Consider the following 21,740-nt stretch of genomic DNA (forward strand, 5'->3'; position numbering starts at 1 on the left):
CCGGTGCCGGTGCCGTTGGGACGCGATCGCGGCGCCACGTGTCATGCCGGTTTTTCCGAAATGGGCGGCGCGCTTGCGTCGAATACCGTCAGGCCTTCCGTCGGGTCCGTCGGCGTGTCCCACGGACGTGCCGCAATGGCCCGTTGCGCGGCCTCGTAGCCGGCCTGCCGGCGGGCCGCGATGCCGTCCGGCGTGAAATCGATGTCCTTCAGCTGATTGTCGCCGGCGAGTCGCGGCGCCGCGAGCTTGACCAGGTGCATCGTGGTTTCGCATCCCCACGCGGCGAGCCGGCGCACGGCCGGCGACGCGCGCTCGGCTTCCGGCACGTGCCGGGCCAGTTCGCGGATCACGTGGCGCAGCCGGTGGATCTGCTGCTGGCGCGCGATGTGGCTGTCGGTGCGGCTCGCGTACTGGATGTCCTTCTGCCGCTCCGACACCTGCCAGATGCTCTCGGGCTCGGGGCCGGCCGGGTTCCACATCTGGACGGAGAAGATGATCGAGCTGCGGCGCGGATTGTCGTCGAGCACGACCTCGACCGGGGTGTTCGAATACACGCCGCCGTCCCAGTACGGTTCGCCGTCGATCCGTATCGCCGGGAACGCGGGCGGCAGCGCGCCCGAGCTCATGATGTGCTCGATCCCGAGCCGCGTATCGCGCGAATCGAAATAGCGCATCGTGCCCGTGCAAGCATTGACCGCGCTGACGGTCAGGCGCGGGTGGCCCGCGTTCAGCAGGTCGGGATCGATCAGCGACATGAGCGTGTCGCGCAGCGGCGCGATCCGGTAATACGATGCGCGATCGACGCCGAGGCGGACCATCGGCCCGAGCCACGATGCCGGATTGGGCTGGAAGAAGCCCGCGATGCCGCCGCCGATGATCATCAGCTCGGCCAGCGTCCGGTCCCAGCCGGGCAGCAGCGGCGCGGCGTCGAAACGGGGCCGTTCGGTCACGCGGCGCCAGAATGCCGACAGTTTCTCGTAGCGCTGCTCCGGCGGGTTGCCGGCGATCAGCGCCGCGTTGATCGCGCCGATCGACGTGCCGACCACCCAGTCGGGCCGGATACCGGCTTCGTCCATCGCCTGGAAGACACCGAGCTGGAACGCGCCCAGTGCGCCGCCGCCCTGGAGCACGAGCACGACTTGCCCGGGGAGATCCATACGTGCCGGCTGGCTCGCGGTCATGGCTGGCCTCGCTGCGTGTGACGGTGGGTCGGATCCGAACGGTTCGATTCAGTTTAGGCGATCGGCGGCGGGCCGCTGCCCGCCATGCGCCATTCGTCCGCGCGTGTCGTGATGCGCCGCGTCATTCGACCGTGATCGTCTCCTTCATGTACGGGTGAATCCCGCAGAACACCTTGTAGACGCCCGGCTTGTCGAAGCGGAACGAGTACGTCTCGTCCTGGTCGAGCGCCTTCGAATGAAAGATGCCCGCGTCGTTGACGACGGTGTGCGGCTCCGCGTCGAGGTTCTTCCACGTGATCGTCGTGCCGGCCTTGATCGTGGTCGACATCGGCGAAAACATGAAGTTGTGGATCGTCACGAGCGTGCTGTCCGGGCCTTGCGCGAACGCGGAAAGCGGGGCGGCGGCGCACAGGATCAGCGCGGCGACGACGCTGGATGGCTTGAAGCGGTTCATGTCGGTCTCCTTGCGGTTCGGTGCGTCACGCCAGCGTCGCATCGTGCAGGGACGATGTGACCGGATGGCCCGCGAATTCGACGGTCGTCACGCCGAGCATCGACGGCAGCCGGTCGCGCGGCACGGTGAGCGGCACGGGGCCCGGGCCGTTGCCGGCCGTCGGCTGCGGGAACGCGGTGGAGCGCGCGGTGTGGAACGTCACGTTGCCCTCGACCTTCGACACGATCTGGTGGATGTGCCCGTTCAGCACGGTGACCGAGCCGAAGCGGCGCAGTAGTTCCATCGTCTGCGGCGCGTCGCCGGTGCCCCAGCCCCACGGCTCGTAGATGGTCCACATCGGCATGTGCGAGAACACGACGATCGGCGTGCTCGACGAGCGGCCCTTGAGATCCTGCGCGAGCCACGCGAGCTGATCGTCGCCGAAGCTGCCGAGCCCGTTCGGCTTGAAGTGCATCACGTTGACGAGGCCGATGAAGTGCACGCCCGCGTGATCGAAGCTGTAATACCCGCGGTTGTCCGACGCCTTGCCGAACCGGCCGAAATATTCGGCGCCCGAACCGTCGGTGACGTCGTGCTCGCCGGGCACCGTATGCAGTTCCGGCACGCGCAGCGCGGAAAGCAGTTGCGACGCGTGGTCGAACTCCTCGGGCTTGGACAGGTGCGTGATGTCGCCGGTATGGATGGCCAGCGCGGGCATCGCCGGCATGCCGTTGACGAGATCGATCGTCTGCTTCAGCGTGGCCGATACGTCGGGGTTCGCCTCCTTGTTGAAGCCGATGTGCGTGTCGCTGATCTGTACGAACAGCGGGCGGCCCGCGTTGGCCGGGAGTGCCTCGCCGGTCTGCGCGAGCGCCAGGTCGAACGGCGTCAGGATGCCGCCCGACAGCGTAAACAGTGTGCCGAGGCCGCCGAAGGCCATGCACTGCAGGGCCTTGCGGCGCGACGGGTTGGTGGGGATCGATGAAGACATGTGAGCCTCGCATTCGTGTGACGAAACCGGACGGCCGGATCGTCCTGGAATAAACCGGCGCCTTCGTGTGCCATACCGGCGCAGCGGCGGATTTATTCCCGCGCATTACGAGGTCGAACACCCGTGTTCGCGGCTTGGCGGGCGGTGCACGATGTTTGAAGGATGGCCTGTCAATGTCTTGTAAGTGACACGTCACATTTGCGTCACGACCGATCGATAGCCTGCCACTCCGAGTCACCTCTCCGGAGCCCACTTCATGCCGAATCTCGCGGCAACGGAAACCAGCGCTGCGGTCAGCAACCGCACGCGCACCATCAGCCTCGCGCTGTTTTTTCTGATCATTGCCTGCGGCATCGTCTATGTCGGCATCCATCTGAGCGCCGATCTCAGCCCCGTCAAGGAAAGCTCGGTCCTGCCGTTCATGCTGCTGATCGTCGCGCTGCTGATCGCGCTCGGCTTCGAGTTCGTGAACGGTTTCCACGACACCGCGAACGCGGTCGCGACCGTCATCTATACGCATTCGCTCGACCCGCACCTGGCGGTCGTCTGGTCGGGCCTCTGGAATCTGTGCGGCGTGCTCGTGTCGAGCGGCGCGGTTGCATTCGGCATCCTGCAGTTGCTGCCGGTCGAGCTGATTCTCCAGGTGGGCAGCGGCTCGGGTTTCGCGATGGTGTTCTCGCTGCTGATCGCGGCCGTCACGTGGAACCTCGCGACCTGGTATTTCGGGCTGCCGTCGTCGAGTTCGCACACGCTCGTCGGCTCGATCATCGGCGTCGGACTGATGAACCAGATCGTCAGCGGCCCGTCGGGCACGAGCGGCGTCGACTGGAACCAGGCGCTCGGCGTCGGCAAGGCGCTGCTGTTCTCGCCGCTGATCGGCTTCGCGCTGTCGGCGCTCGTGCTGCTGCTGCTGAAGGCGCTCGTGCGCGTGCCGGCGCTGTACCAGGAGCCGAAGGGCAGCAAGCCGCCGCCGTTCTGGATCCGCCTGCTGCTGATCCTCACGTGCACCGGCGTGTCGTTCGCGCACGGCTCGAACGACGGGCAGAAGGGCATGGGGCTGATCATGCTGATCCTGATCGGCGTGATGCCGACCGCCTACGCGCTGAACAAGGCCGTGACGCCCGACCAGACGAGCACGTTCGTCGCGGTGGCGCGCCATGCGTCGACGACGCTCGTCAAGTACGCGGACCCGGTCGCGCAGTCGGCCGATCCGCGCGCCGACGTCGAGGCCTACGTCCGCACGCACAAGCTGACGCCGGCGACGATTCCCGCGCTGGGCAAGCTCACCGACACGATCGCCGACCAGGTCGCGCAGGCCGGCGGCATCTCGAGCGTGCCGCAGAACCTCGTCGATAACGTCCGCAACAACATGTATGTCGCATCCGAGGCAATCCGGCTGATGGAGAAGGCGAAGGCGCCGGCGTTCTCGGTCGAGGACGCGAGCGCGCTCGAAGCGTTCAAGAAGCAGATGGACCGCGCGACGAAATTCATCCCGACCTGGGTGAAGGTCGCGGTCGCGATCGCGCTCGGCCTCGGCACGATGGTCGGATGGAAGCGGATCGTCGTGACGGTCGGCGAGAAGATCGGCAAGTCGCACCTGACGTACGGGCAGGGCGCATCGGCCGAGGCCGTTGCGATGCTGACGATCGGGATGGCGGATGCATACGGGCTGCCGGTGTCGACGACGCACGTGCTGGCGTCGGGCGTGGCCGGCACGATGACGGCGAGCGGCGCGGGCCTGCGCTGGGATACGGTGCGCAACCTGGTGCTCGCGTGGGTGCTCACGCTGCCCGCGTCGATCGCACTGTCGGCCGTCCTGTACTGGGCGCTGCACGGACTGTTCTGACCCGCGCCGGGGGGCGCGACGTCCGGCTGCGTCACGCGCAGCCGGTCCCATCGATTTTCAATTCAACACAAGACGCTACCGATGGATATCAGCTTCGATCCGAATCGCACCGCGAACGCTTCGGCGTGGCGCGTGCTACCCAACCGCTGGGATGCCGTGGCGTTTCCGCTGATCATCTGCCTGCTCGCGATGACGATCATCGGCTTTCACCAGACGATGGCGCCGATCGGCGTGCTGCAGACGCAGAAGATCACGCTCGATCCGTCGAACCTGCCCGAATACGCGTTGCGCACCACGCTGCGGATGCTCGCCGCGATGGTTGCGTCGCTGGTGTTCACGCTCGTATACGGCACGCTTGCCGCGAAAAGCCGCCGTGCGGGCATGGTGCTGATCCCGATCCTCGACATCCTGCAGTCGGTGCCGGTGCTCGGCTACATCTCGTTCACCGTCACGTTCTTCATCGCGCTGTTCCCGGGCCGCGTGCTCGGCGCCGAGCTCGCGGCGATCTTCGCGATCTTCACGAGCCAGGCGTGGAACATGACGTTCAGCTTCTACCAGTCGCTGCGCACGGTGCCGCGCGATCTGCATGAAGTGTCGCGCGGGTTCCACCTCACGGCGTGGCAGCGTTTCTGGAAGCTCGAGGTACCGTTCTCGATGCCGGGCCTGATCTGGAACATGATGATGTCGATGTCGGGCGGCTGGTTCTTCGTCGTCGCGTCGGAGGCCATCACGGTCGGCAACCAGACCATCACGCTGCCGGGGATCGGCGCGTATCTCGCGCAGGCCATCTCGGACAAGAACCTCGGCGCGGTCGGCTGGGTGATCGTCGCGATGACGGTCGTGATCCTCGCGTACGACCAACTGCTGTTCCGCCCGCTCGTCGCGTGGTCCGACAAGTTCCGGATGGAGAACACGGCGTCGGGCGACGCGCCGCAATCGTGGCTGCTCGACATGATGCGTCGCACGCACCTGATTCACCAGTTGCTCGTGCCGGCCGGCTGGCTGCTGTCGCAGGCTGCCCGCGTGCCGCTGCGCATCCCGTCGTTCAAGGGCGTGGGGGCGCGCGTCATATCGAGCAAACGGTCGTCGCGGATCGGTGACATCGTGTGGGGCGTGCTGGTGGTGCTGCTGACCGTGTACGTCGTGTGGCGCGTCGTGACATTCGTCGCGACCGGCGTGACGATGACCGAGGTCGGCCACGTGTTCGTACTCGGCCTGATCACGCTGCTGCGCGTGCTGCTGCTGATCCTGATCGCCTCGGTGATCTGGGTGCCGCTCGGCGTGTGGATCGGGCTGCGTCCTGCGCTGGCCGAGAAGATCCAGCCGCTTGCGCAGTTCCTCGCCGCATTCCCCGCGAACCTGCTGTTCCCGGTGTTCGTGATCGTGATCGTCCGCTTCCACCTGAACGCCGATATCTGGCTGTCGCCGCTGATCGTGCTCGGCACGCAGTGGTACATCCTGTTCAACGTGATCGCCGGTGCGATGTCCTATCCGAACGACTACAAGGAAGTGACGAAGAACTTCCATATCCGCGGCAAGCAGTGGTGGCGGCAGGCGATCCTGCCGGGCATCTTCCCGTACTACGTGACCGGCGCGATCACCGCTTCGGGCGGCGCGTGGAACGCGAGCATCGTGTCCGAGTTCGTGCAGTGGGGCGACACGAAGGTCGTCGCACACGGCCTGGGCGCCTATATCGCGCAGACGACCGCCGCCGGCGACTTTCCGAAGATCATCCTGGGCATCGCCGTGATGTCCCTGTTCGTTACCCTGTTCAACCGTCTGCTGTGGCGTCCGATGTACGCCTATGCGGAAGCCCGGCTCCGTCTCGATTGAGAGTAAGCACGATGCAAAATTCGAATGTTGTGAATGCCCCTGTCCAGACGAACCAGGCGGCCCAGCCGCCGCGCCTCGGCGACGAAATCCTGCGCGTCGACCACGTAAGCCGTGGTTTCAACAAGTCGCAGGGCGAGCTGCTGGTGCTCGACGATGCGAACCTGTCGCTGCGTGAAGGCGAGATCGTCGGGTTGCTCGGCCGTTCCGGCTCGGGCAAGTCGACGCTGCTGCGGATCATCGCGGGCTTGATCGAGCCGACCGGCGGCGAAGTGTCCTATCTCGGCAAGCCGCTGGACGGCCCGGCCGAGGGTGTCGCGATGGTGTTCCAGACTTTCGCGCTGTTCCCGTGGCTCACCGTGCTGCAAAACGTGGAAGCCGGCCTCGAGGCGCTTGGCGTCGACGCGCGCGAGCGGCGCGAGCGTGCGCTCGCCGCGATCGACCTGATCGGTCTCGACGGCTTCGAGAACGCGTACCCGCGCGAGCTGTCGGGCGGCATGCGCCAGCGCGTGGGCTTTGCGCGTGCGCTCGTCGTCGATCCGACGATCCTGCTGATGGACGAGCCGTTCTCCGCGCTCGACGTGCTGACCGCCGAGACGCTGCGTACCGACCTGCTCGACCTGTGGACGCAGGGCCGGATGCCGATCAAGTCGGTGCTGATCGTCACGCACAATATCGAGGAAGCCGTGTTCATGTGCGACCGGATCCTCGTGCTGTCGTCGAACCCGGGCCGCGTGATCGCCGAGATCAAGGTGCCGTTCAAGCATCCGCGCAACCGGCTCGATACCGATTTCCGCAAGCTCGTCGACGACATCTACGCGAAGATGACCGCGCGTGCGACCAACGAGGCGACGAAGAAGGGGCTCGAGCTCGGCAGCTGGCTGCCGCGCGTGTCGACCAACCTGATGTCCGGTCTGATCGAGACGCTCGCGATGGCGCCGTATCACGGCCGCGCCGACATGCCGGAAATCGCGCGCACGCTGCATCTGGAAGTCGACGAACTGTTCCCGATCGCCGAAGTGCTGCAATACCTCGGGTTCGCGGACGTGCGGGAAGGGGACGTGTTCCTGACGCCGCCCGCACGCGTGTTCGCGGAATTCGGCACGCAGGAACGCAAGCTGATGTTCGCGGATCACCTGCTGAAGCACGTGCCGCTGGCTGCGCGGATCCGGAAGGTGCTGAACGAGCGCCCGGGCCATCGTGCGCCGCGCGTGCGCTTCGAGCAGGAGCTGGAGGATTTCCTGTCCGACGAAGCGGCCGAGGAAACGCTCGACGCGGTGATCGACTGGGGTCGTTACGGCGAAGTGTTCTCGTACAACGACAAGACCGAGGTGTTCAGTCTCGAGGATGTCGAGAGCTGATCGTCGGGTGCGCATGGCATCCCGTCACGCACGACCGTGACGGGATGCCATCATGAACCGTCGGCCTCTTCCCATTGCGCGAGAAGCTCCGGCGGAATGGCCCTGACGACATCGACGTAGCGCTTTCCGACGAACTGTTCGGCGCGGCTGAGCAGCACCGGGATGGGGCTGCTCGGTTCGTTCGTCTCGAACCACCGGCGTGCCGCGCAGATCAGCGCCAATGCTGCTTGCCGGTCCGATGGCGCAAGCGGGGCGGTCGCGACAACGGACGTCGGGGTTGGAGAAGCGGCCACCGCGTCATCCGGACGCGCCGGCGCAGTGGCCGTTTCGTCGAGTGCGGCCAACACCGGTGTATCGCGTTCCTCGTGTTCGACCGCACGCAACGTGCCGGATCGGCTATCGACCTGCGGCTTGCTCGCCTGAAAGAGCTTGAGCAGGCGGAGCAACGGGGAGAAATCCGGCAGGTACGTCTCGAGGTGCGTCGTGCACCACGAATCGATGGCGGAGAGGCTCGAGACCGCGTCGTCGAAGGCCGTCATCGTTGACGGCTGCTGTTCCCGCAGGTTCTGCAATTGCAGGGTGACCGAATCGGGCGCGAGCGCGTCGACCGGGCGCGGATGCGCGAACGCGCGCTCGACGTCACGAACCTGCAACCGGGTGGCAGTCGATCGTGTCAATACGATCTCCCGCACATCGGCCAGCAACCCTTCCGGATCCGACAGCGCCTGCAGCGCGTTCATTCGCATCTCCAGCGCGGCATGACGATCGTTGTCGGCATCGGCCTGCGGATGAACCTGCTCCGGAAACGCCTGCAACCACGCCGCCAGTAACCGCGTTCCTTCCGACAGGCCTGCCGCGCCGCCCAGGCGTGTGCGACAGCGCGTATGCAGCACGGCAACGCGTATGTCCTTCGTGCGCGTCATCAACCGCCGGCAGTCTCGTTCGGTCTCGCTCCAGTTGAGCGGTTCGGGCGACCCGACGAATGTGCCGTACTGCACATCCTGTCGGGGTGCGGTGCCGGCAAACAGCACCACGAAATCATGGTCGTATTCGAGATCCGGGCCGCACGGCTCCGTATCGGTCAACGGCGCCAGCCAGTCGTCATGCGGCGTATCTGCGACGGGCGCACGGCCAGGCTTGTTTGGGGCGGGAGATGATTTCTTGCTCATGGTCGATGTTCGGAGGCAGGGGCGCGACGATTGAATTGGCGTGCATGGCGTTCCGGCTCGAAGCGCATGCCGGTGATCGGCTTGTCGGATGCGGGGCGGCCCAGCCAGCCAGACCAGCCCATGCGCTGCCGGCCGCCCATGACGGCCGGCGGCGCGCTCTCAGGCTTGATGCGAAGCTCCAGTTCCCATTCGAGCTCGTGGCCGACGAATGCCCGAACCCATTCGACGAGTCGTGGCAGGTCTTCGCCTTGCGGCGTGAAGCGCAGGTAGGCATCCAGATCGACGGGGCCGATCACGATGCGGAACCGGTGCTGACGGTCGGGTGCGACACGCCCGAGCACGGCGCCCCGGCCCATCGTGGCGGCAGCACCCGGATACCCGATGCGCCCGCAGTCGGCCGGATCGATTTCGATCCAGTGAAAGACGTTTTCCTCGAGGGTGACCGGAACGCCGAAGTAATGTTCGAGCGTGGCGCGCAGCCCGTCCGGATTGCGCGATTCGCGGACGAGATGGGACGAGGCGGCCAGGCGCGCATGCGACGGAAGCGGGCGCCGGTCGAGTTCGCCGACCGCTTGTCCGGCGAGGCTTGCGATATAGAACGAGAATTGCTCGTCGTGTTTTCGGTCGAGGCCCGCCGCCGCCTGCGCGGAAGCCCACGCTCGATAGAACAGGGTGAAGAACCGATGATGGAAGATGTCGAAGAAATCGACGGTGGTGGTGTCGCGGCGACTGCTTTCCCGGTCCTTCGCGATCTCGGTCACGTGGATCGGCAACGGACCGTTGGGTCCCAGCATGCCGAGGCCGAACAGCCGCATCTTGAGTCGACCGGCCGTCTCGTGTGCGCTCGCGATTTCACTCGGCGGGAAGGCGAGGCTCGGCTGTTGACCGAGCCTGAACGGCTCGGCCCGCGGCCGGCGTGCGCTGCCGATCGGGTCGACCGCCGGGTTCGCGCCGATCCGCCGTAACATCGACAGGAATCCGAAGCGCCAGGGTTCGGCCTGCAGGGATGCGAGCAATTTGGGCGACAGCGCGGGTAGTGTGGCGCGCTTCATCACAGTGCTCCGCGCGTGCCCGTGCGCACCGGCCATCGCGCGATCCGGCCGCGTTGCATCGAGTGCAACTCCGTCTGCGTGAAGCTGTTGATCGAGACGTGCCGCGCGAGCCAATGCTCGAGGATCGCCCCGAAGAGATAGGGGCTCACGCCCGAGAAGCCCGTCTCGTCGACCGTCAGCGCACATTCGATGCCGCGGCCGAAGGTCATCGGGCCGGTTCCCGGCAGCTTGCGCGTGACGGGGCGCGTTTTCGCACCCACGAGGCTCTCGACCTGGCGGCCTTGCCCTGAGTCGCCATCCACGAGGTACAGACGCAGCAGGTCGCGCAGGCCTTGACCGCCTTCCCGGTGATCGAGTGCTTCGAGCGGCAGATAGTTGAAGTTCAGCTGGCGGATCAGGCGCCACGCCATCTCCCGCTCGGCATAGGGCGGCAACGGTGCGCTCGGCGGGCGAATCAGGCCGATGCTGTCGACTGGCGCGGACTGCGCGGTTTCCAGGTCGTGCACGCCGTTGCGCGGAACGAGCGTGGCGAGATCCCGGTTCGTCAACAGTGCGTCGACCGACAGGAAGCGAATGTTTTCGCCGTACGGCGCTTCTGCCTGGTCGACGAGCGAGAGAAACACCTCCGTACCGACGTAAGGCGTGCGCGTACCGTAGCGCCGTGCCGAATCGGACAGCAGGCGCCGCTCGCGCCGCACCGAAAAGTAACGACCGTGATTGCCTTCGTCATTGTTCAGCGTCTGATAGAGCGGCCGGAATTCGAGTTCGGAAGTCGTCGCGGCGACCTGCCCGTAGACGGTGCGGACCGAGAACACCTCGTAGTCGAGTGGCGTGAGTCTTGCCGGCACCAGATGGAATTCGGTGTCGCGCGGCGAGATCTCGACCCGGTCGGTATGTTTCCGGAACAGATTGATGACCGGCGTGCAGAAGAGTGCAAAGCGCGATGCATCGACGAGATTGGCGAGTGGACCGGGCACCCGGTCGAGCAGCACGACGATTTCGACCTCTCTGCCGTTGACCCGCGAAAGGCCTTCGGCAAGGCCGTTCAAAGCAAAAAACAAGAACCGCGCGGGGCACGCGAAGTATTCATGCAGCAGGTTGTGCCCGTGGAATTTGGCCCAGTTGAGCGGCAGCAGGCTTTGGTCGATACCCAATCCTTCGTGTTCGATCGCGCTTTCCATGACGGCCGCGAGCGAGCGGCCCGGCGTGCCGAATTCCCCGGGGGCACCGATCACGGAGGCAATGCCGCCCGCATGCAGCAATTCGAACAGGTGCGACGCGACCTGTTCGTCGCCTGCCAGATACACCGGAAGCCGCTCGAGTCCTTTCAGGTCGGCGATCCGCATGTTCCCCGTGGTCGCGAGCCTGATCCGCAGCGCGCCGCGCACTTGCTTGTCGGGCGGGCTATAACGCTCCAGCGCCGGGATGTCCGGTGGAATGCCGGTCAGCCGCGCTTCGGTGATCGTGAGCGGCCACAGCGTGACGTCCTGCCCGCTCGTGAACTGGCATGCCGTGCGCTCTCCATCGGGAACCTTCGCGGTGAACGCGGTCCCGCGCGGGAGGCGATAGCCGTCGGCGAGACTGCCTTCGGACTTCCCGGGGTACAGACGGGCGATCGAGATCGACGGGGTCGGCGCGACGTAGTTCGGATAGATGACCTCGAGCAAGCGTTCCGTGAAGCGCGGAAACTCCGCATCGAGCTTGATCTGCATGCGCGCGGCCATGAAGCTGAACGATTCGATCAGGCGCTCGACATAAGGGTCCGCCACTTCGCCGGCCTGCATGCCGAGTCGGCGCGCGATCTTCGGATGTGCATGCGCGAACTCGGCGGCGAGCTCGCGCATGTAAATCAGTTCCTGGTTGTAATAGTCGAGCAGTCGCGGGTCCATCGGAGAGGCCTCGTTGTGGTCGTTGTGTGCGCCGCGTTCAGCCGGCGCGCATGCCCGTGATCCGGATTTCGCTCGTTTCGAGATCCAGCGAGCTTTGCACCATGAATTCGAGTGGATACGGATCCATGTGAATCAGGCCGCGGACTTCGAAGGCGAGCACATTGTGATGTTCGCCTGCGGAATCGGCATCGGCGTGGGTACGGGGCGCTACCACCAGCGAATTCGGAATCAGGCGCGGCTCGAAATCGCCGATGGCCCGGCTGATCATCTTTTCGACGTCGTTCCACTGACGCGATGCGATAAAGGTACCGGCAAGCGGCGGTACGCCGAAATTCACGGTCGATGCCGCCGCTTGCGGATGGCGATCGCGATCGATCCGGTCCTCGATACTCGTCGTGTTGAGCAGATAGGCGAGATCGCGCTGCACGATGTCGCGCATCTGTTTGCGCGTGACCGTGTATTCCTCCGGGGTCTCGGTCTGCCGATGCGGTGCATCGTCGCGCAGGCGATCGAGCAGGGTCGGCATCAGATGCGAGCTGGCTCGCCGCGGCGTACGTGTGGTCGGCGCGCCGGCACCCGGCTGGTGTTTGCGGCGCTCAGTCATGGGCTTGATCCGCGTCGATTGCAGCAGGCGTCGTGCGCGAGCCGAACGCCGCGTGAGCCAGCTCGAACAGGCTGAAGTCGCCCAGGTCCGTTGCCCAGGTTTTCTGCCCGAGCGCGACGACACCCGTGCGGCCGATGTCGCGCCAGAAGGTTTCGCGTCCAAGGCGCACGGCGTCGTTGCCGGTTTCCGAACCCGGATAGCGGGCTGGCATGAAGCCGTGGACGCGGCCGCCGTCGACGAGCGTGAGTGTGCAGGGCGCCCAGACCAGATCGATCGGTTGCGCCGGCTGCGACACGCGCCATGCAGCGAGATCGGCGAACGGCACCCACCGATAGTGTCCGGCCGTGATGACTTCGCAGACCGGGCCGAAACGGGCGTCGCTGTCCGCGATCCATGCGGCATGGCCTTGCGGCGCGACGAGCGGAACGTCCGGCGCGGCCTGGAATGCCGCGTCGCGGAGGGTGTCGGCCTGTTCGACCTGCCCGTCGGCCGCGTGGCGAATCGCGTCCAGCAGTGCATCGATCCAGCGCGGTGATGCAAGTACGACACCCGGGCGCTCCCGGCCCTCGACCACCTTTGCGCGCCACCGTTCGGCACGGATCAGGTCGCGATACATCTGCGCGGTTCGGGCCTGATCCGGTTCGAGCTTTGCCCACATCTGCAGTTGCTGGATCGCGCGTGACCACTCGCCGACGATGCACAGCAGCTGGAACAGCGCCCGGCGATGGGAGGCGGTCGTCGGTTGCGAGCGGATGCGTGCCTCGATACGTGCGATCTGATCGACGAGCGGGAGGCCGTCCGCACGCTGCGCGGAGGGCGTATCGGGGGTGGTGAGCCCGGTCATGGTTGGTCCTTGCGCAAGGGCGCGGTCAGCGGACTGTCCACGGACAGCGCATGGTGCTCGCGCCGGGTAAGCGGCGGAGGCGGCGCGGGCGCGCGACGCGCAGACCCGGCATGAAATTCGGGCGGCGCGAACAGTTGCAGGATCTCCGGAACGGATTCGCCATCGGGCGCCGGTTCCACATGGCCGCCCAGATGACCGAAGGCATCCTCGATCGTGCGATTGCCGGACAGGAGTGTCTCGATCGAATCCGAACGCCCGGTCTTTTCGTCGGCATGTGCGTCGTGCGGGTGATCCGGCGTGATCTCGTGCGGGAGCGTGTCGTCTACCGATGGGGCCCAGGCCGAAGCGATCGGCGCGCCGGGGTCGGTCAGGGCGCGCCAGTACTGCGCATGAAGCGCATCGATCAGTGCGTCGGTGTGGTCGGCGTCGATGGCGGTCGTGTCCGCTGAGGCATGCGAATAGGCTGCAGCACCGTCACGGGTGCCGATACCGAGGAGGCCGAGCATGTCGTCGTCGAGGCAAGCGGGGCCGAAGGCGTCGTCCCGCGGCAGCGTGTCGGCAACCGGCTGCGAGCGTGCGTCCTCCGGTGCGGGCGCGAAGAGCGAGGTGTTCGACTGACGACGCCAGGGCAGGCGAAGGGGGCGCATGAGTAGGTTCGATAGCGAAAGATCTGAAAATCAAACGCGAGTATCGATGAATCTTTCATCTCAAAAAAGCACTCGGACGATAAATGTCTGGAAATGGATGGAGAGGTGATTGTCAAAAATTGCAACGGTTAAATAAAAATATGATTCCAATCAATAGGGTGAGGCCGTTTGTTTGCATTTAAGGTTTTTTTGATTTGCCGTTTATCTCGAAATAACAATGACTTGCGAGTGAGTGATTGATGGGTGGTCCGTGACTTGTGCAAGACGGGTCGGCGTCGTTTGCATGGATTCCGATACGGTGTGAAATAGGACTTGTCTTAATTATTAATTGCTGATGAATCGGAAATTAATGCGTTGACGTAATTATTGTTTCGTGTCGATAATGCGGCTCCTGATTCGGGGTGGCCGTCTTTTCCGAATCGGAGAGAGAGGCGTGTTTCGAATATTCGAGGTCCTGTCTGGCAAGGAATCCATCAAGGACTCCTGATTGCCATGACGGCATCGTCCGCAGCACGCTAACGAACAGAACAAGACCACCATGAACATTTCACGCCAGACCTTGTTCGGCAAGCTCGGGGTCGAGCTTTACCGAGGAATCGAGTCGGCAACGAGTTTCTGCAAACTGCGCGGGAACCCGTTCGTCGAACTCGTCCATTGGCTGCACCAACTGCTCCAGCAGCCGGACGGCGATCTGCAGCGGATCATGCGTCATGCGGAGATCGATCGAGATACGCTCGAGCGCGATCTTGCGCGGGCGCTGGCTGCGTTGCCGGCCGGCGCGAGTTCGATCAGCGATTTTTCCTGGCATATCGAAGCGGCCATTGAACGCGGTTGGGTGTTGGCAACGCTCGGTCATGGCGATTGTCGCGTGCGCGGTGCATGGCTGGTTGCGGCGCTCGTGTCGACCCCCGAACTGCGGCGCGTACTTCTCGCCATTTCCCCGGAATTCGGCAAGATTTCAGTGGAAGATCTTGGCAATGTGCTTCCCGCGTGGATCGACGGGTCGCCGGAAGCCGCCGACGGGCCGTACGATCACAGTGAACTCGCGCCGGCGCTGCCGGGCGAGACCTCCGGTGCGCTGCCGGTCACGTCGAAAGGCAATTTGCTCGAGCAGTACTGCCTGGATCTCACCGCACGGGCCCGCGCCGGCGAAATCGATCCCGTCATCGGCCGCGAGCTCGAGATCCGCACCATGATCGACGTGCTGCTGCGTCGGCGGCAGAACAACCCGCTGGTCACCGGCGAGGCCGGCGTCGGCAAGACGGCCGTGGTGGAGGGGCTGGCGCGTGCGATCGCATCGGGCAACGTGCCGCCGAATCTTGCGGACGTACGTTTGCTGAGCCTCGATGTCGGCGCGCTTCTCGCAGGGGCGAGCATGAAGGGAGAGTTCGAGGCTCGCCTGAAGGGCGTGCTCGAGGCGGCGGCAAGATCGGCGGCGCCCGTCATCCTGTTCGTCGACGAAATCCATACGCTGATCGGCGCGGGCGGGCAGGCCGGCACCGGCGATGCCGCCAACCTCCTGAAGCCGGCCCTTGCGCGCGGCACGATCCGCACAATCGGTGCGACGACCTGGGCCGAATACAAGCGGCATATCGAGAAGGACCCGGCGCTGACCCGGCGCTTTCAGGTGTTGCAGGTCGAGGAGCCGTCCGAGGCGGCCGCGACCGACATGGTGCGCGGGCTCGTGCCGACGTTTTCGTCGCATCACGGCGTCGTCGTGCGGGACGAAGCGATCCGTGCCGCAGTGACGCTGTCGCATCGCTATATTCCGTCTCGCCAGTTGCCCGACAAGGCGATCAGCCTGCTCGACACCGCGTGTGCGCGCGTCGCGCTGTCGCAGCACGCGACGCCGCGCGAGCTCGACGACGTGCGGCAGCGCGTGGCAGCCGCGCGTGCCGAAGAGACACTGCTGGTGCAGGAGGCCCGTATCGGTCTCGATGCGGACAAGGCGTTGAATCGCGTGCGTACGCGCATTGACGCGCTGGCGGCAGAGGAAGCGGCGCTCACGGCTCGCTGGCGCGAGCAGGTGTCGGCCGCCCAGGCGTTGCTCGCAGGAAGAGACGCCGCGATCGCGGACGCGGAGGATTCGCCGGTGTCGGTTGATCAACTGCGCGAACTTGAACGCACGCTAGCCACGCTGCAGGGCGATGTGCCGCTCGTTTTCCCCGAGGTCGACGAAGCCATCGTCGCCGAAATCGTCTCGGACTGGACCGGTATCCCGGTCGGCCGCATGGTCACCGACGAGATCGCCGCCGTTCGCCGCTTGCCGGCAACGCTGGGCATGCGCGTGATCGGGCAATGCGACGCGCTGCACCTGATCGGCGAACGCGTGCAGACCGCGCGGTCGGGTCTGACCGATCCCAAGAAGCCGCTGGGTGTGTTCCTGCTTGCCGGCCCGTCCGGCGTCGGCAAGACCGAGACCGCGCTGGCGCTTGCGGAGGCGCTATACGGGGGCGAACAGAACCTGATCACGATCAACATGAGCGAGTATCAGGAAGCGCACACCGTGTCGGGCCTGAAAGGCGCGCCGCCCGGCTATGTCGGCTACGGCGAGGGCGGTGTGCTGACCGAAGCCGTGCGTCGTCGTCCCTACGCGGTCGTGTTGCTCGACGAGATCGAGAAGGCGCATCGCGACGTGCACGAAATGTTCTTCCAGGTGTTCGACAAGGGATACATGGAAGACGGCGACGGCCGCCATATCGATTTCCGCAATACCACCATCCTGCTGACGAGCAACGTCGGCGCCGACCTGAGCGCGAGCTTCTGCGCGGATCCGGCACTGTCGCCCGATCTCGACGGCCTGCGGGCCGCGCTTGCCCCGGAATTGCTGAAGGCATTTCCGGCGGCGTTCATGGGGCGTGTGACGGTCGTGCCGTACCGGCCGCTTGCCGACTACGCGCTTGCCAGCATCGTTTGCCTGCATCTGGATCGCGTCGTGAAGCGCATGGCGGACAGCCACGACATCGCGCTTGTCTATGACGAAACGCTCGTGAACTACATCGTCGGCCGTTGCCTGGTTCAGGAGACCGGTGCGCGCGTGCTCATCGGCTTCATCGAACAACACGTGCTGCCGCGCCTTTCCGCGCTCTGGCTCGACGCGTTTGCATCACGCGCGCCGCTCGCGCGCATCGCGATCGGCGTGGCCGATGCCTCCGCATCGCCTGCCCAGGCGCTGACGTTCGAGGCGACCCCTTCTCATCGTGTCGAGCCGTGCCGTTGAGCTCGACATCCGTCAACCACTGTCAGGAGACTGTTCATGTCCGCTAGCAGTTCGCAGAAGTTCATCGCGCGCAATCGTGCGCCGCGCGTGCAGATCGAATACGACGTCGAAGTGTATGGCTCGGAGAAGAAAATCGAGCTTCCGTTCGTGATGGGCGTGCTTGCCGACCTGTCCGGCAAGCATCCGGTCGAACCGCTGCCCGCGGTATCGGATCGCCAGTTCCTGGAAATCGATATCGACAACTTCGACGAGCGCATGAAGGCGATCCGGCCGCGCGTTGCGTTTGCCGTGCCGAATACGCTGACGGGCGAAGGCCAGATGATGGTCGACATGACCTTCGAAAGCATGGAGGACTTCTCGCCGGCCGCGATCGCCGACAAGGTGGAGCCGCTGCGCCGCTTGCTTCAGGCGCGTACGCAACTGGCGAACCTGCAGACGTACATGGACGGCAAATCGGGGGCGGAAGCGCTCGTCACCCAGTTGCTGCAGGACCCGGCCCTGCTGAAGTCGCTGGCCGCGACGCCGCGGCTCGAGTCGCAAGAAGCAGGCGCGGCCGATTCGGGCGACGCGAGCTGACCGACCAACCGATCCAGGATGACCATCATGGCAAAACAGCAAGCACGGGCCGTCGAGGCCCAGGCGACCACCCAGTCAGACTTTACGCAGTTGCTGGAGCGGGAATTCCGGCCGAAAACGGACCAGGCCCGCGCGGCGGTCGAACATGCGGTGCAGACGCTTGCGGAGCAGGCGCTCACGCAATCGATCACGATCAGCGACGACGCCTACAAGAGCATCGCGGCCATCATCGCGCAGATCGATCACAAGCTTTCCGAGCAGATCAACCTGATCCTGCATCACGACGACTACCAGGCGCTTGAGTCCGCATGGCGCGGCTTGAACCACCTCGTGTCGAACACCGAGACGGACGAACACCTGAAGATCCGCGTGATGGACGTCTCGAAGACCGAGCTGCATCGCTCGATGCGTCGCTACAAGGGGCTGGCGTGGGATCAGAGCCCGCTCTTCAAGCAGATCTACGAGCAGGAGTATGGTCAGTTGGGCGGTGAGCCATACGGCTGCATCGTGGCCGACTTTTACTTCGACCATACGCCGCCGGACGTCGACCTGCTGGGCTCGATCGCGAAGGTGGCGGCGGCTTCGCACACGCCGTTCGTGACCGGTGCGGCCCCGTCGGTGCTGCAGATGGAGTCCTGGCAGGAACTGGCCAACCCGCGCGACCTGACGAAAATCTTCACGCAGAACCTCGAATACACCGCGTGGAATTCGCTGCGCAATACCGAGGATGCGCGCTACGTCGGTCTCGCGATGCCGCGCTTCCTGGCGCGCCTGCCGTACGGTGCGAAGACCAATCCGGTCGACCAGTTCGATTTCGAGGAAGACACCAACGGCTCGAACCACAGCCGCTATGGCTGGGCCAACGCGGCCTACGCGATGGGCGTCAACATCAATCGCTCGTTCAAGCAGTACGGCTGGTGCTCGCTGATCCGTGGCGTCGAATCTGGCGGTACGGTCGAGAACCTGCCGTGCCATACGTTCCCGACGGACGACGGCGGGGTCGACATGAAGTGTCCGACCGAGATCGCGATTTCGGATCGTCGCGAGGCCGAGCTGTCGAAGAACGGTTTCATCCCGCTCGTGCATCGCAAGAACACCGATCACGCGACCTTCATCGGCGCACAGTCACTGCAGAAGCCGGCCGAGTATCACGATCCCGACGCAACCGCCAACGCGAATCTGTCCGCGCGCCTGCCGTACCTGTTCGCGTGTTCGCGCTTCGCGCATTACCTGAAGTGCATCGTGCGCGACAAGATCGGCGCGTTCAAGGAGCGCGAGGACATGCAGCGCTGGCTCAACGAATGGATCATGCATTACGTCGACGCCGACCCGGCGAACTCGTCGCAGGACACGAAGGCGCGCCGGCCACTCGCGGCGGCGGAAGTGCTCGTCGAGGAAGTGGAAGGCAATCCCGGCTACTACCAGGCGAAGTTCTTCCTGCGTCCGCACTTCCAGCTCGAAGGGTTGACCGTTTCGCTGCGGCTCGTGACGAAGCTGCCGTCGATCAAGGAAGCCGCTTGACCGCCCGGTAGGTCCCGCAGGGCCGGACATCGGCTTGCTTCGGCAACCGACGATCGGCCAGTTTCAAATCGTTAAATAAAAGGAGTACTACACATGGCACAGGACATTTTTCTGAAGATCGACGGCATCAACGGCGAATCGCTCGACGACAAGCACAAGGACGAAATCGAGATCCTGAACTGGGACTGGGAAATCCAGCAGGAATCGTCGATGCATTCGGGTAGCGGCGGCGGCGCCGGGAAGGCAACGGTCAAGGATCTCACGTTCGAACACAACATCGATCGCGCGAGCCCGAACCTGATGAAGTACGCGCTGACGGGCAAGCACATCGACCAGGCGGTGCTGGTGATGCGCAAGGCCGGCGGCAATCCGCTCGAATACCTGAAGCTCACGATGAGCGACGTGATCGTCACGCGCGTGAAGCCGTCCGGCAGCAAGGTCGGTGAAGAGAAGAGCCGCGAGACGGTGTCGCTGTCGTTCTCGAAGGTCAAGCAGGAGTACGTCGTGCAGAACGCGCAGGGCGGCAGCGGCGGCGCCGTCACGGCGAGCTTCGACATCAAGGGCAACAAGGAAGCGTAAGTGCGGGTGCCGCGTGCGGCCGAGTGTTCGTGCTCTCCGCGCGCGGCGCATTTCGCGCTTCATCGAGGTGAATTCTGCATGCGTTCGATTCTGACTGCCGCGTCGCTCGCCGGTGTCGTGCTGCTCTCGGCCTGCGCGAGCGGCGAACCGAAGCCGAAGGAGCCGGTTCGGCTCGAACTGGCCGTCAAGGCGGCATCCGACGTCAATCCGGACGATCGCGGGCGCGCAGCGCCGATCGTGGTCCGCATCTACGAGCTGAAGAATGGCAACGCGTTCGAGGCGGCGGATTTCTTCATGCTCGAGAACCAGGAGAAGACCGTGCTGGCCGACGATGTCGTCAAGCGCGACGAGTTCCAGTTGCGGCCCGGCGAGCAACGGAAAGTCGTCAGGCGGCCCGATCCGGAAACGACCGCCATTGGCGTGATCGCGGCCTATCGTGACCTGCCGAACGCGGTGTGGCGGTCGGTCTACACGATGCCGGCCGCGCCCGACAAGGCGTGGTACCGCTTCACACCCAAAGTGAAACTGACTGTCGATCTCGAGGCCAAGGCCGTCAGGATCGACGAAGCGAAGAAGAAATGAAACACGTCGCGCAACACAACGGACGATACGTATGAGCTGGTACGCCAAGGTCGCCTGGCAGGAAGGGTTGTTTTTCAGACCGCAACTGTTCCAGCAACAGGAACGCTACTTCGAGAAGTACGCACACATGCGTGCGGCGCCGCTGTCGCCGTTTTTCTTCGGCTTCGCGCACTACGGGCTCGATCTGGAGTCGCTCGCGCTCGGGAAGGTGATCGTCAAGTCGGCCGCCGGCGTGTTCGCCGACGGCACGCCGTTCGATGCGCCGGGCAATACGCCGTTGCCGCCGCCGTTGACGATCCGTCCGGAACACCTCGACCAGGTGATCTATCTGGCGGTGCCGGTGCGCTTGCCGAACTGCGAGGAAACGACGTTCGCCAACACGGCGGATTCGATGGCGCGCTATCAGGTGTTCGACACCGAACTGCGCGATTCGAATTCGGTCGGCCTTGCGCCCGAATCCGTGCAGCTGTCGAACCTGCGGCTTCGCCTCGTGCCCGAGAAGGAGCTGGGCGATGCATGGATCGGCCTTGCGCTGACGTGTGTGAAGACCATCCGTGCGGACGGCAGCATCGAACTGGACGACACGATCGTACCGCCCGTGTCCGGCTATGGCGCGAGCGATCTGCTGACGAGCTGGGTCACGAAGATCCACGATCTCGCTCACCTGCGCGCGAATGCGTTGTCGCAACGGCTGGCCGGTACCGACGATACGACCGCGAGTGCGGCGACGGTCACCGATTACCTGCTGTTGCAGATCCTGAACCGGTACGAGCCGTTGCTGCAGCACATGCTGCGCGTGCCGACCACGTCGCCTGCCGACGTGTACACGCTGCTGATCGCGATGGCGGGCGAGCTGTCGACGCATTTGCGTACGAACACGCGTCGACCGCTCGATACGCATCCGCCATATCGGCATACGACGCCGCATCTCTGCCTGAAGCCGGTGGTCGACGATACGCATCGGCTGCTCAACGCCGTGTTGGTGCGCAGCGCGCAGAGCATCGTGCTCGAGGATCAGGGACATGGCATGCGCAATGCGGTGGTCGATCCGGTGGATATGCAGGGCTTTGCTTCGCTGGTGCTGGCCGTGCATGCGGCGATGCCGCCCGATGCGCTGCGGCAGCAGTTTCTCGCGCAGGCGAAGGCGGGGCCGTCGGAGAAGCTGCCGAGCCTGGTGCGCAGTCATCTGCCGGGTATCGGCATGCAGGTCCTTCCGGTGCCGCCGCGGCAGATTCCGTTCAACGCCGGATATATCTATTACGAGCTGATGCAGGGCGGGGGGCTGTGGGAGGAGGTGGTGCGGCATGGTGGGGTTGCGCTGCATATAGCGGGGGATTTCCCGTCGCTCAAGCTTGAGCTGTGGGGCGTGCGCGCGTAAGCGGATTGGACACGAGCGGGCGGGGAGCCGCCGGATG

The 21,740-nt window shown here is 64.9% G+C and carries 18 protein-coding genes; 9 read left to right on the forward strand and 9 right to left on the reverse strand.

Features of this window, described 5'->3' with window-relative positions; genetic code table 11:
• Positions 1-41: 41 nt before the first annotated feature.
• The 3 genes from BDI24065_RS09485 to BDI24065_RS09495 all read right to left on the reverse strand — a co-directional run bounded on the left by BDI24065_RS09485 (position 42) and on the right by BDI24065_RS09495 (position 2,605).
• Positions 42-1,181 (reverse strand): patatin-like phospholipase family protein, encoded by a 1,140-nt coding sequence (locus BDI24065_RS09485; protein ID WP_175031012.1) that lies wholly within the window; start codon positions 1,179-1,181, stop codon positions 42-44.
• 121 nt (positions 1,182-1,302) lie between these two features.
• Positions 1,303-1,635 carry a cupredoxin domain-containing protein gene (locus BDI24065_RS09490; RefSeq protein WP_174960570.1) on the reverse strand — a complete coding sequence of 111 codons (333 nt, stop codon included), beginning with the start codon at positions 1,633-1,635 and terminating at the stop codon, positions 1,303-1,305.
• A 25-nt stretch (positions 1,636-1,660) separates the two neighbouring features.
• Positions 1,661-2,605 (reverse strand): metallophosphoesterase family protein, encoded by a 945-nt coding sequence (locus tag BDI24065_RS09495; protein ID WP_175031013.1) that lies wholly within the window; start codon positions 2,603-2,605, stop codon positions 1,661-1,663.
• 256 nt (positions 2,606-2,861) lie between these two features.
• On the opposite strand from BDI24065_RS09495, the gene BDI24065_RS09500 reads away from it, so the two are divergent.
• The 3 genes from BDI24065_RS09500 (at position 2,862) to BDI24065_RS09510 (ending at position 7,642) form a co-directional block, all read left to right on the forward strand.
• Positions 2,862-4,451, forward strand: a complete 1,590-nt coding sequence (locus BDI24065_RS09500) for an inorganic phosphate transporter (RefSeq protein WP_175031014.1) — start codon at positions 2,862-2,864, stop codon at positions 4,449-4,451.
• An 81-nt stretch (positions 4,452-4,532) separates the two neighbouring features.
• Positions 4,533-6,284: an ABC transporter permease gene (locus tag BDI24065_RS09505; protein WP_175031015.1), complete on the forward strand. Its 1,752-nt coding sequence runs from the start codon at positions 4,533-4,535 to the stop codon at positions 6,282-6,284.
• Between the two features lie 11 nt (positions 6,285-6,295).
• A complete protein-coding gene (locus BDI24065_RS09510) occupies positions 6,296-7,642 on the forward strand; it encodes an ABC transporter ATP-binding protein (RefSeq protein WP_175031016.1) in 1,347 nt (448 codons plus the stop codon).
• 50 nt (positions 7,643-7,692) lie between these two features.
• On the opposite strand, the gene BDI24065_RS09515 is transcribed toward BDI24065_RS09510, so the two are convergent.
• The 6 genes from BDI24065_RS09515 to BDI24065_RS09540 are packed head-to-tail and all read right to left on the reverse strand — an operon-like array spanning position 7,693 to position 13,847.
• Positions 7,693-8,811: an ImpA family type VI secretion system protein gene (locus BDI24065_RS09515; protein WP_175031017.1), complete on the reverse strand. Its 1,119-nt coding sequence runs from the start codon at positions 8,809-8,811 to the stop codon at positions 7,693-7,695.
• Positions 8,808-9,863 (reverse strand): type VI secretion system baseplate subunit TssG, encoded by a 1,056-nt coding sequence (tssG, locus tag BDI24065_RS09520; protein ID WP_175031018.1) that lies wholly within the window; start codon positions 9,861-9,863, stop codon positions 8,808-8,810. The genes BDI24065_RS09515 and tssG overlap by 4 nt, the downstream gene beginning before the upstream one ends.
• Positions 9,863-11,752 (reverse strand): type VI secretion system baseplate subunit TssF, encoded by a 1,890-nt coding sequence (tssF, locus tag BDI24065_RS09525; RefSeq protein WP_175031019.1) that lies wholly within the window; start codon positions 11,750-11,752, stop codon positions 9,863-9,865. Before tssF ends, tssG begins: the two co-directional genes overlap by 1 nt.
• Positions 11,753-11,789: 37 nt before the next feature.
• On the reverse strand, positions 11,790-12,356 hold the full coding sequence (gene tssE / locus BDI24065_RS09530) for a type VI secretion system baseplate subunit TssE (RefSeq protein ID WP_175031020.1): 567 nt from the start codon (positions 12,354-12,356) through the stop codon (positions 11,790-11,792).
• The gene (locus BDI24065_RS09535; RefSeq protein WP_175031021.1) at positions 12,349-13,200 is read right to left on the reverse strand and encodes a type VI secretion system accessory protein TagJ; all 852 of its coding nucleotides are present in this window, start codon (positions 13,198-13,200) and stop codon (positions 12,349-12,351) included. The genes tssE and BDI24065_RS09535 overlap by 8 nt, the downstream gene beginning before the upstream one ends.
• Entirely contained in the window at positions 13,197-13,847 is a 651-nt protein-coding gene (locus tag BDI24065_RS09540; RefSeq protein ID WP_175031022.1) for a TagK domain-containing protein, read from the reverse strand. Before BDI24065_RS09540 ends, BDI24065_RS09535 begins: the two co-directional genes overlap by 4 nt.
• 538 nt (positions 13,848-14,385) lie before the next feature.
• Between BDI24065_RS09540 and tssH the strand changes: the two genes are divergently transcribed.
• From tssH to tssK, 6 genes are all read left to right on the forward strand, one after another.
• Complete coding sequence (tssH, locus tag BDI24065_RS09545; RefSeq protein ID WP_175031023.1) at positions 14,386-17,067, forward strand: type VI secretion system ATPase TssH; 2,682 nt, start codon at positions 14,386-14,388, stop codon at positions 17,065-17,067.
• A 36-nt stretch (positions 17,068-17,103) separates the two neighbouring features.
• Positions 17,104-17,643 carry a type VI secretion system contractile sheath small subunit gene (gene tssB, locus BDI24065_RS09550; RefSeq protein WP_175031024.1) on the forward strand — a complete coding sequence of 180 codons (540 nt, stop codon included), beginning with the start codon at positions 17,104-17,106 and terminating at the stop codon, positions 17,641-17,643.
• Between the two features lie 27 nt (positions 17,644-17,670).
• On the forward strand, positions 17,671-19,164 hold the full coding sequence (gene tssC, locus BDI24065_RS09555; protein WP_175031025.1) for a type VI secretion system contractile sheath large subunit: 1,494 nt from the start codon (positions 17,671-17,673) through the stop codon (positions 19,162-19,164).
• Positions 19,165-19,257: 93 nt separating this feature from the next.
• The gene (locus BDI24065_RS09560; protein ID WP_175031026.1) at positions 19,258-19,743 is read left to right on the forward strand and encodes an Hcp family type VI secretion system effector; all 486 of its coding nucleotides are present in this window, start codon (positions 19,258-19,260) and stop codon (positions 19,741-19,743) included.
• A 78-nt stretch (positions 19,744-19,821) separates the two neighbouring features.
• Positions 19,822-20,325 carry a type VI secretion system lipoprotein TssJ gene (gene tssJ, locus BDI24065_RS09565; protein ID WP_175031027.1) on the forward strand — a complete coding sequence of 168 codons (504 nt, stop codon included), beginning with the start codon at positions 19,822-19,824 and terminating at the stop codon, positions 20,323-20,325.
• Between the two features lie 31 nt (positions 20,326-20,356).
• Positions 20,357-21,703: a type VI secretion system baseplate subunit TssK gene (gene tssK, locus BDI24065_RS09570; protein ID WP_175031028.1), complete on the forward strand. Its 1,347-nt coding sequence runs from the start codon at positions 20,357-20,359 to the stop codon at positions 21,701-21,703.
• The last annotated feature ends 37 nt before the right edge of the window (positions 21,704-21,740 follow it).

The sequence above is a fragment of the Burkholderia lata genome, assembly GCF_902499025.1.
GTDB classification, from domain to species: domain Bacteria; phylum Pseudomonadota; class Gammaproteobacteria; order Burkholderiales; family Burkholderiaceae; genus Burkholderia; species Burkholderia lata_C.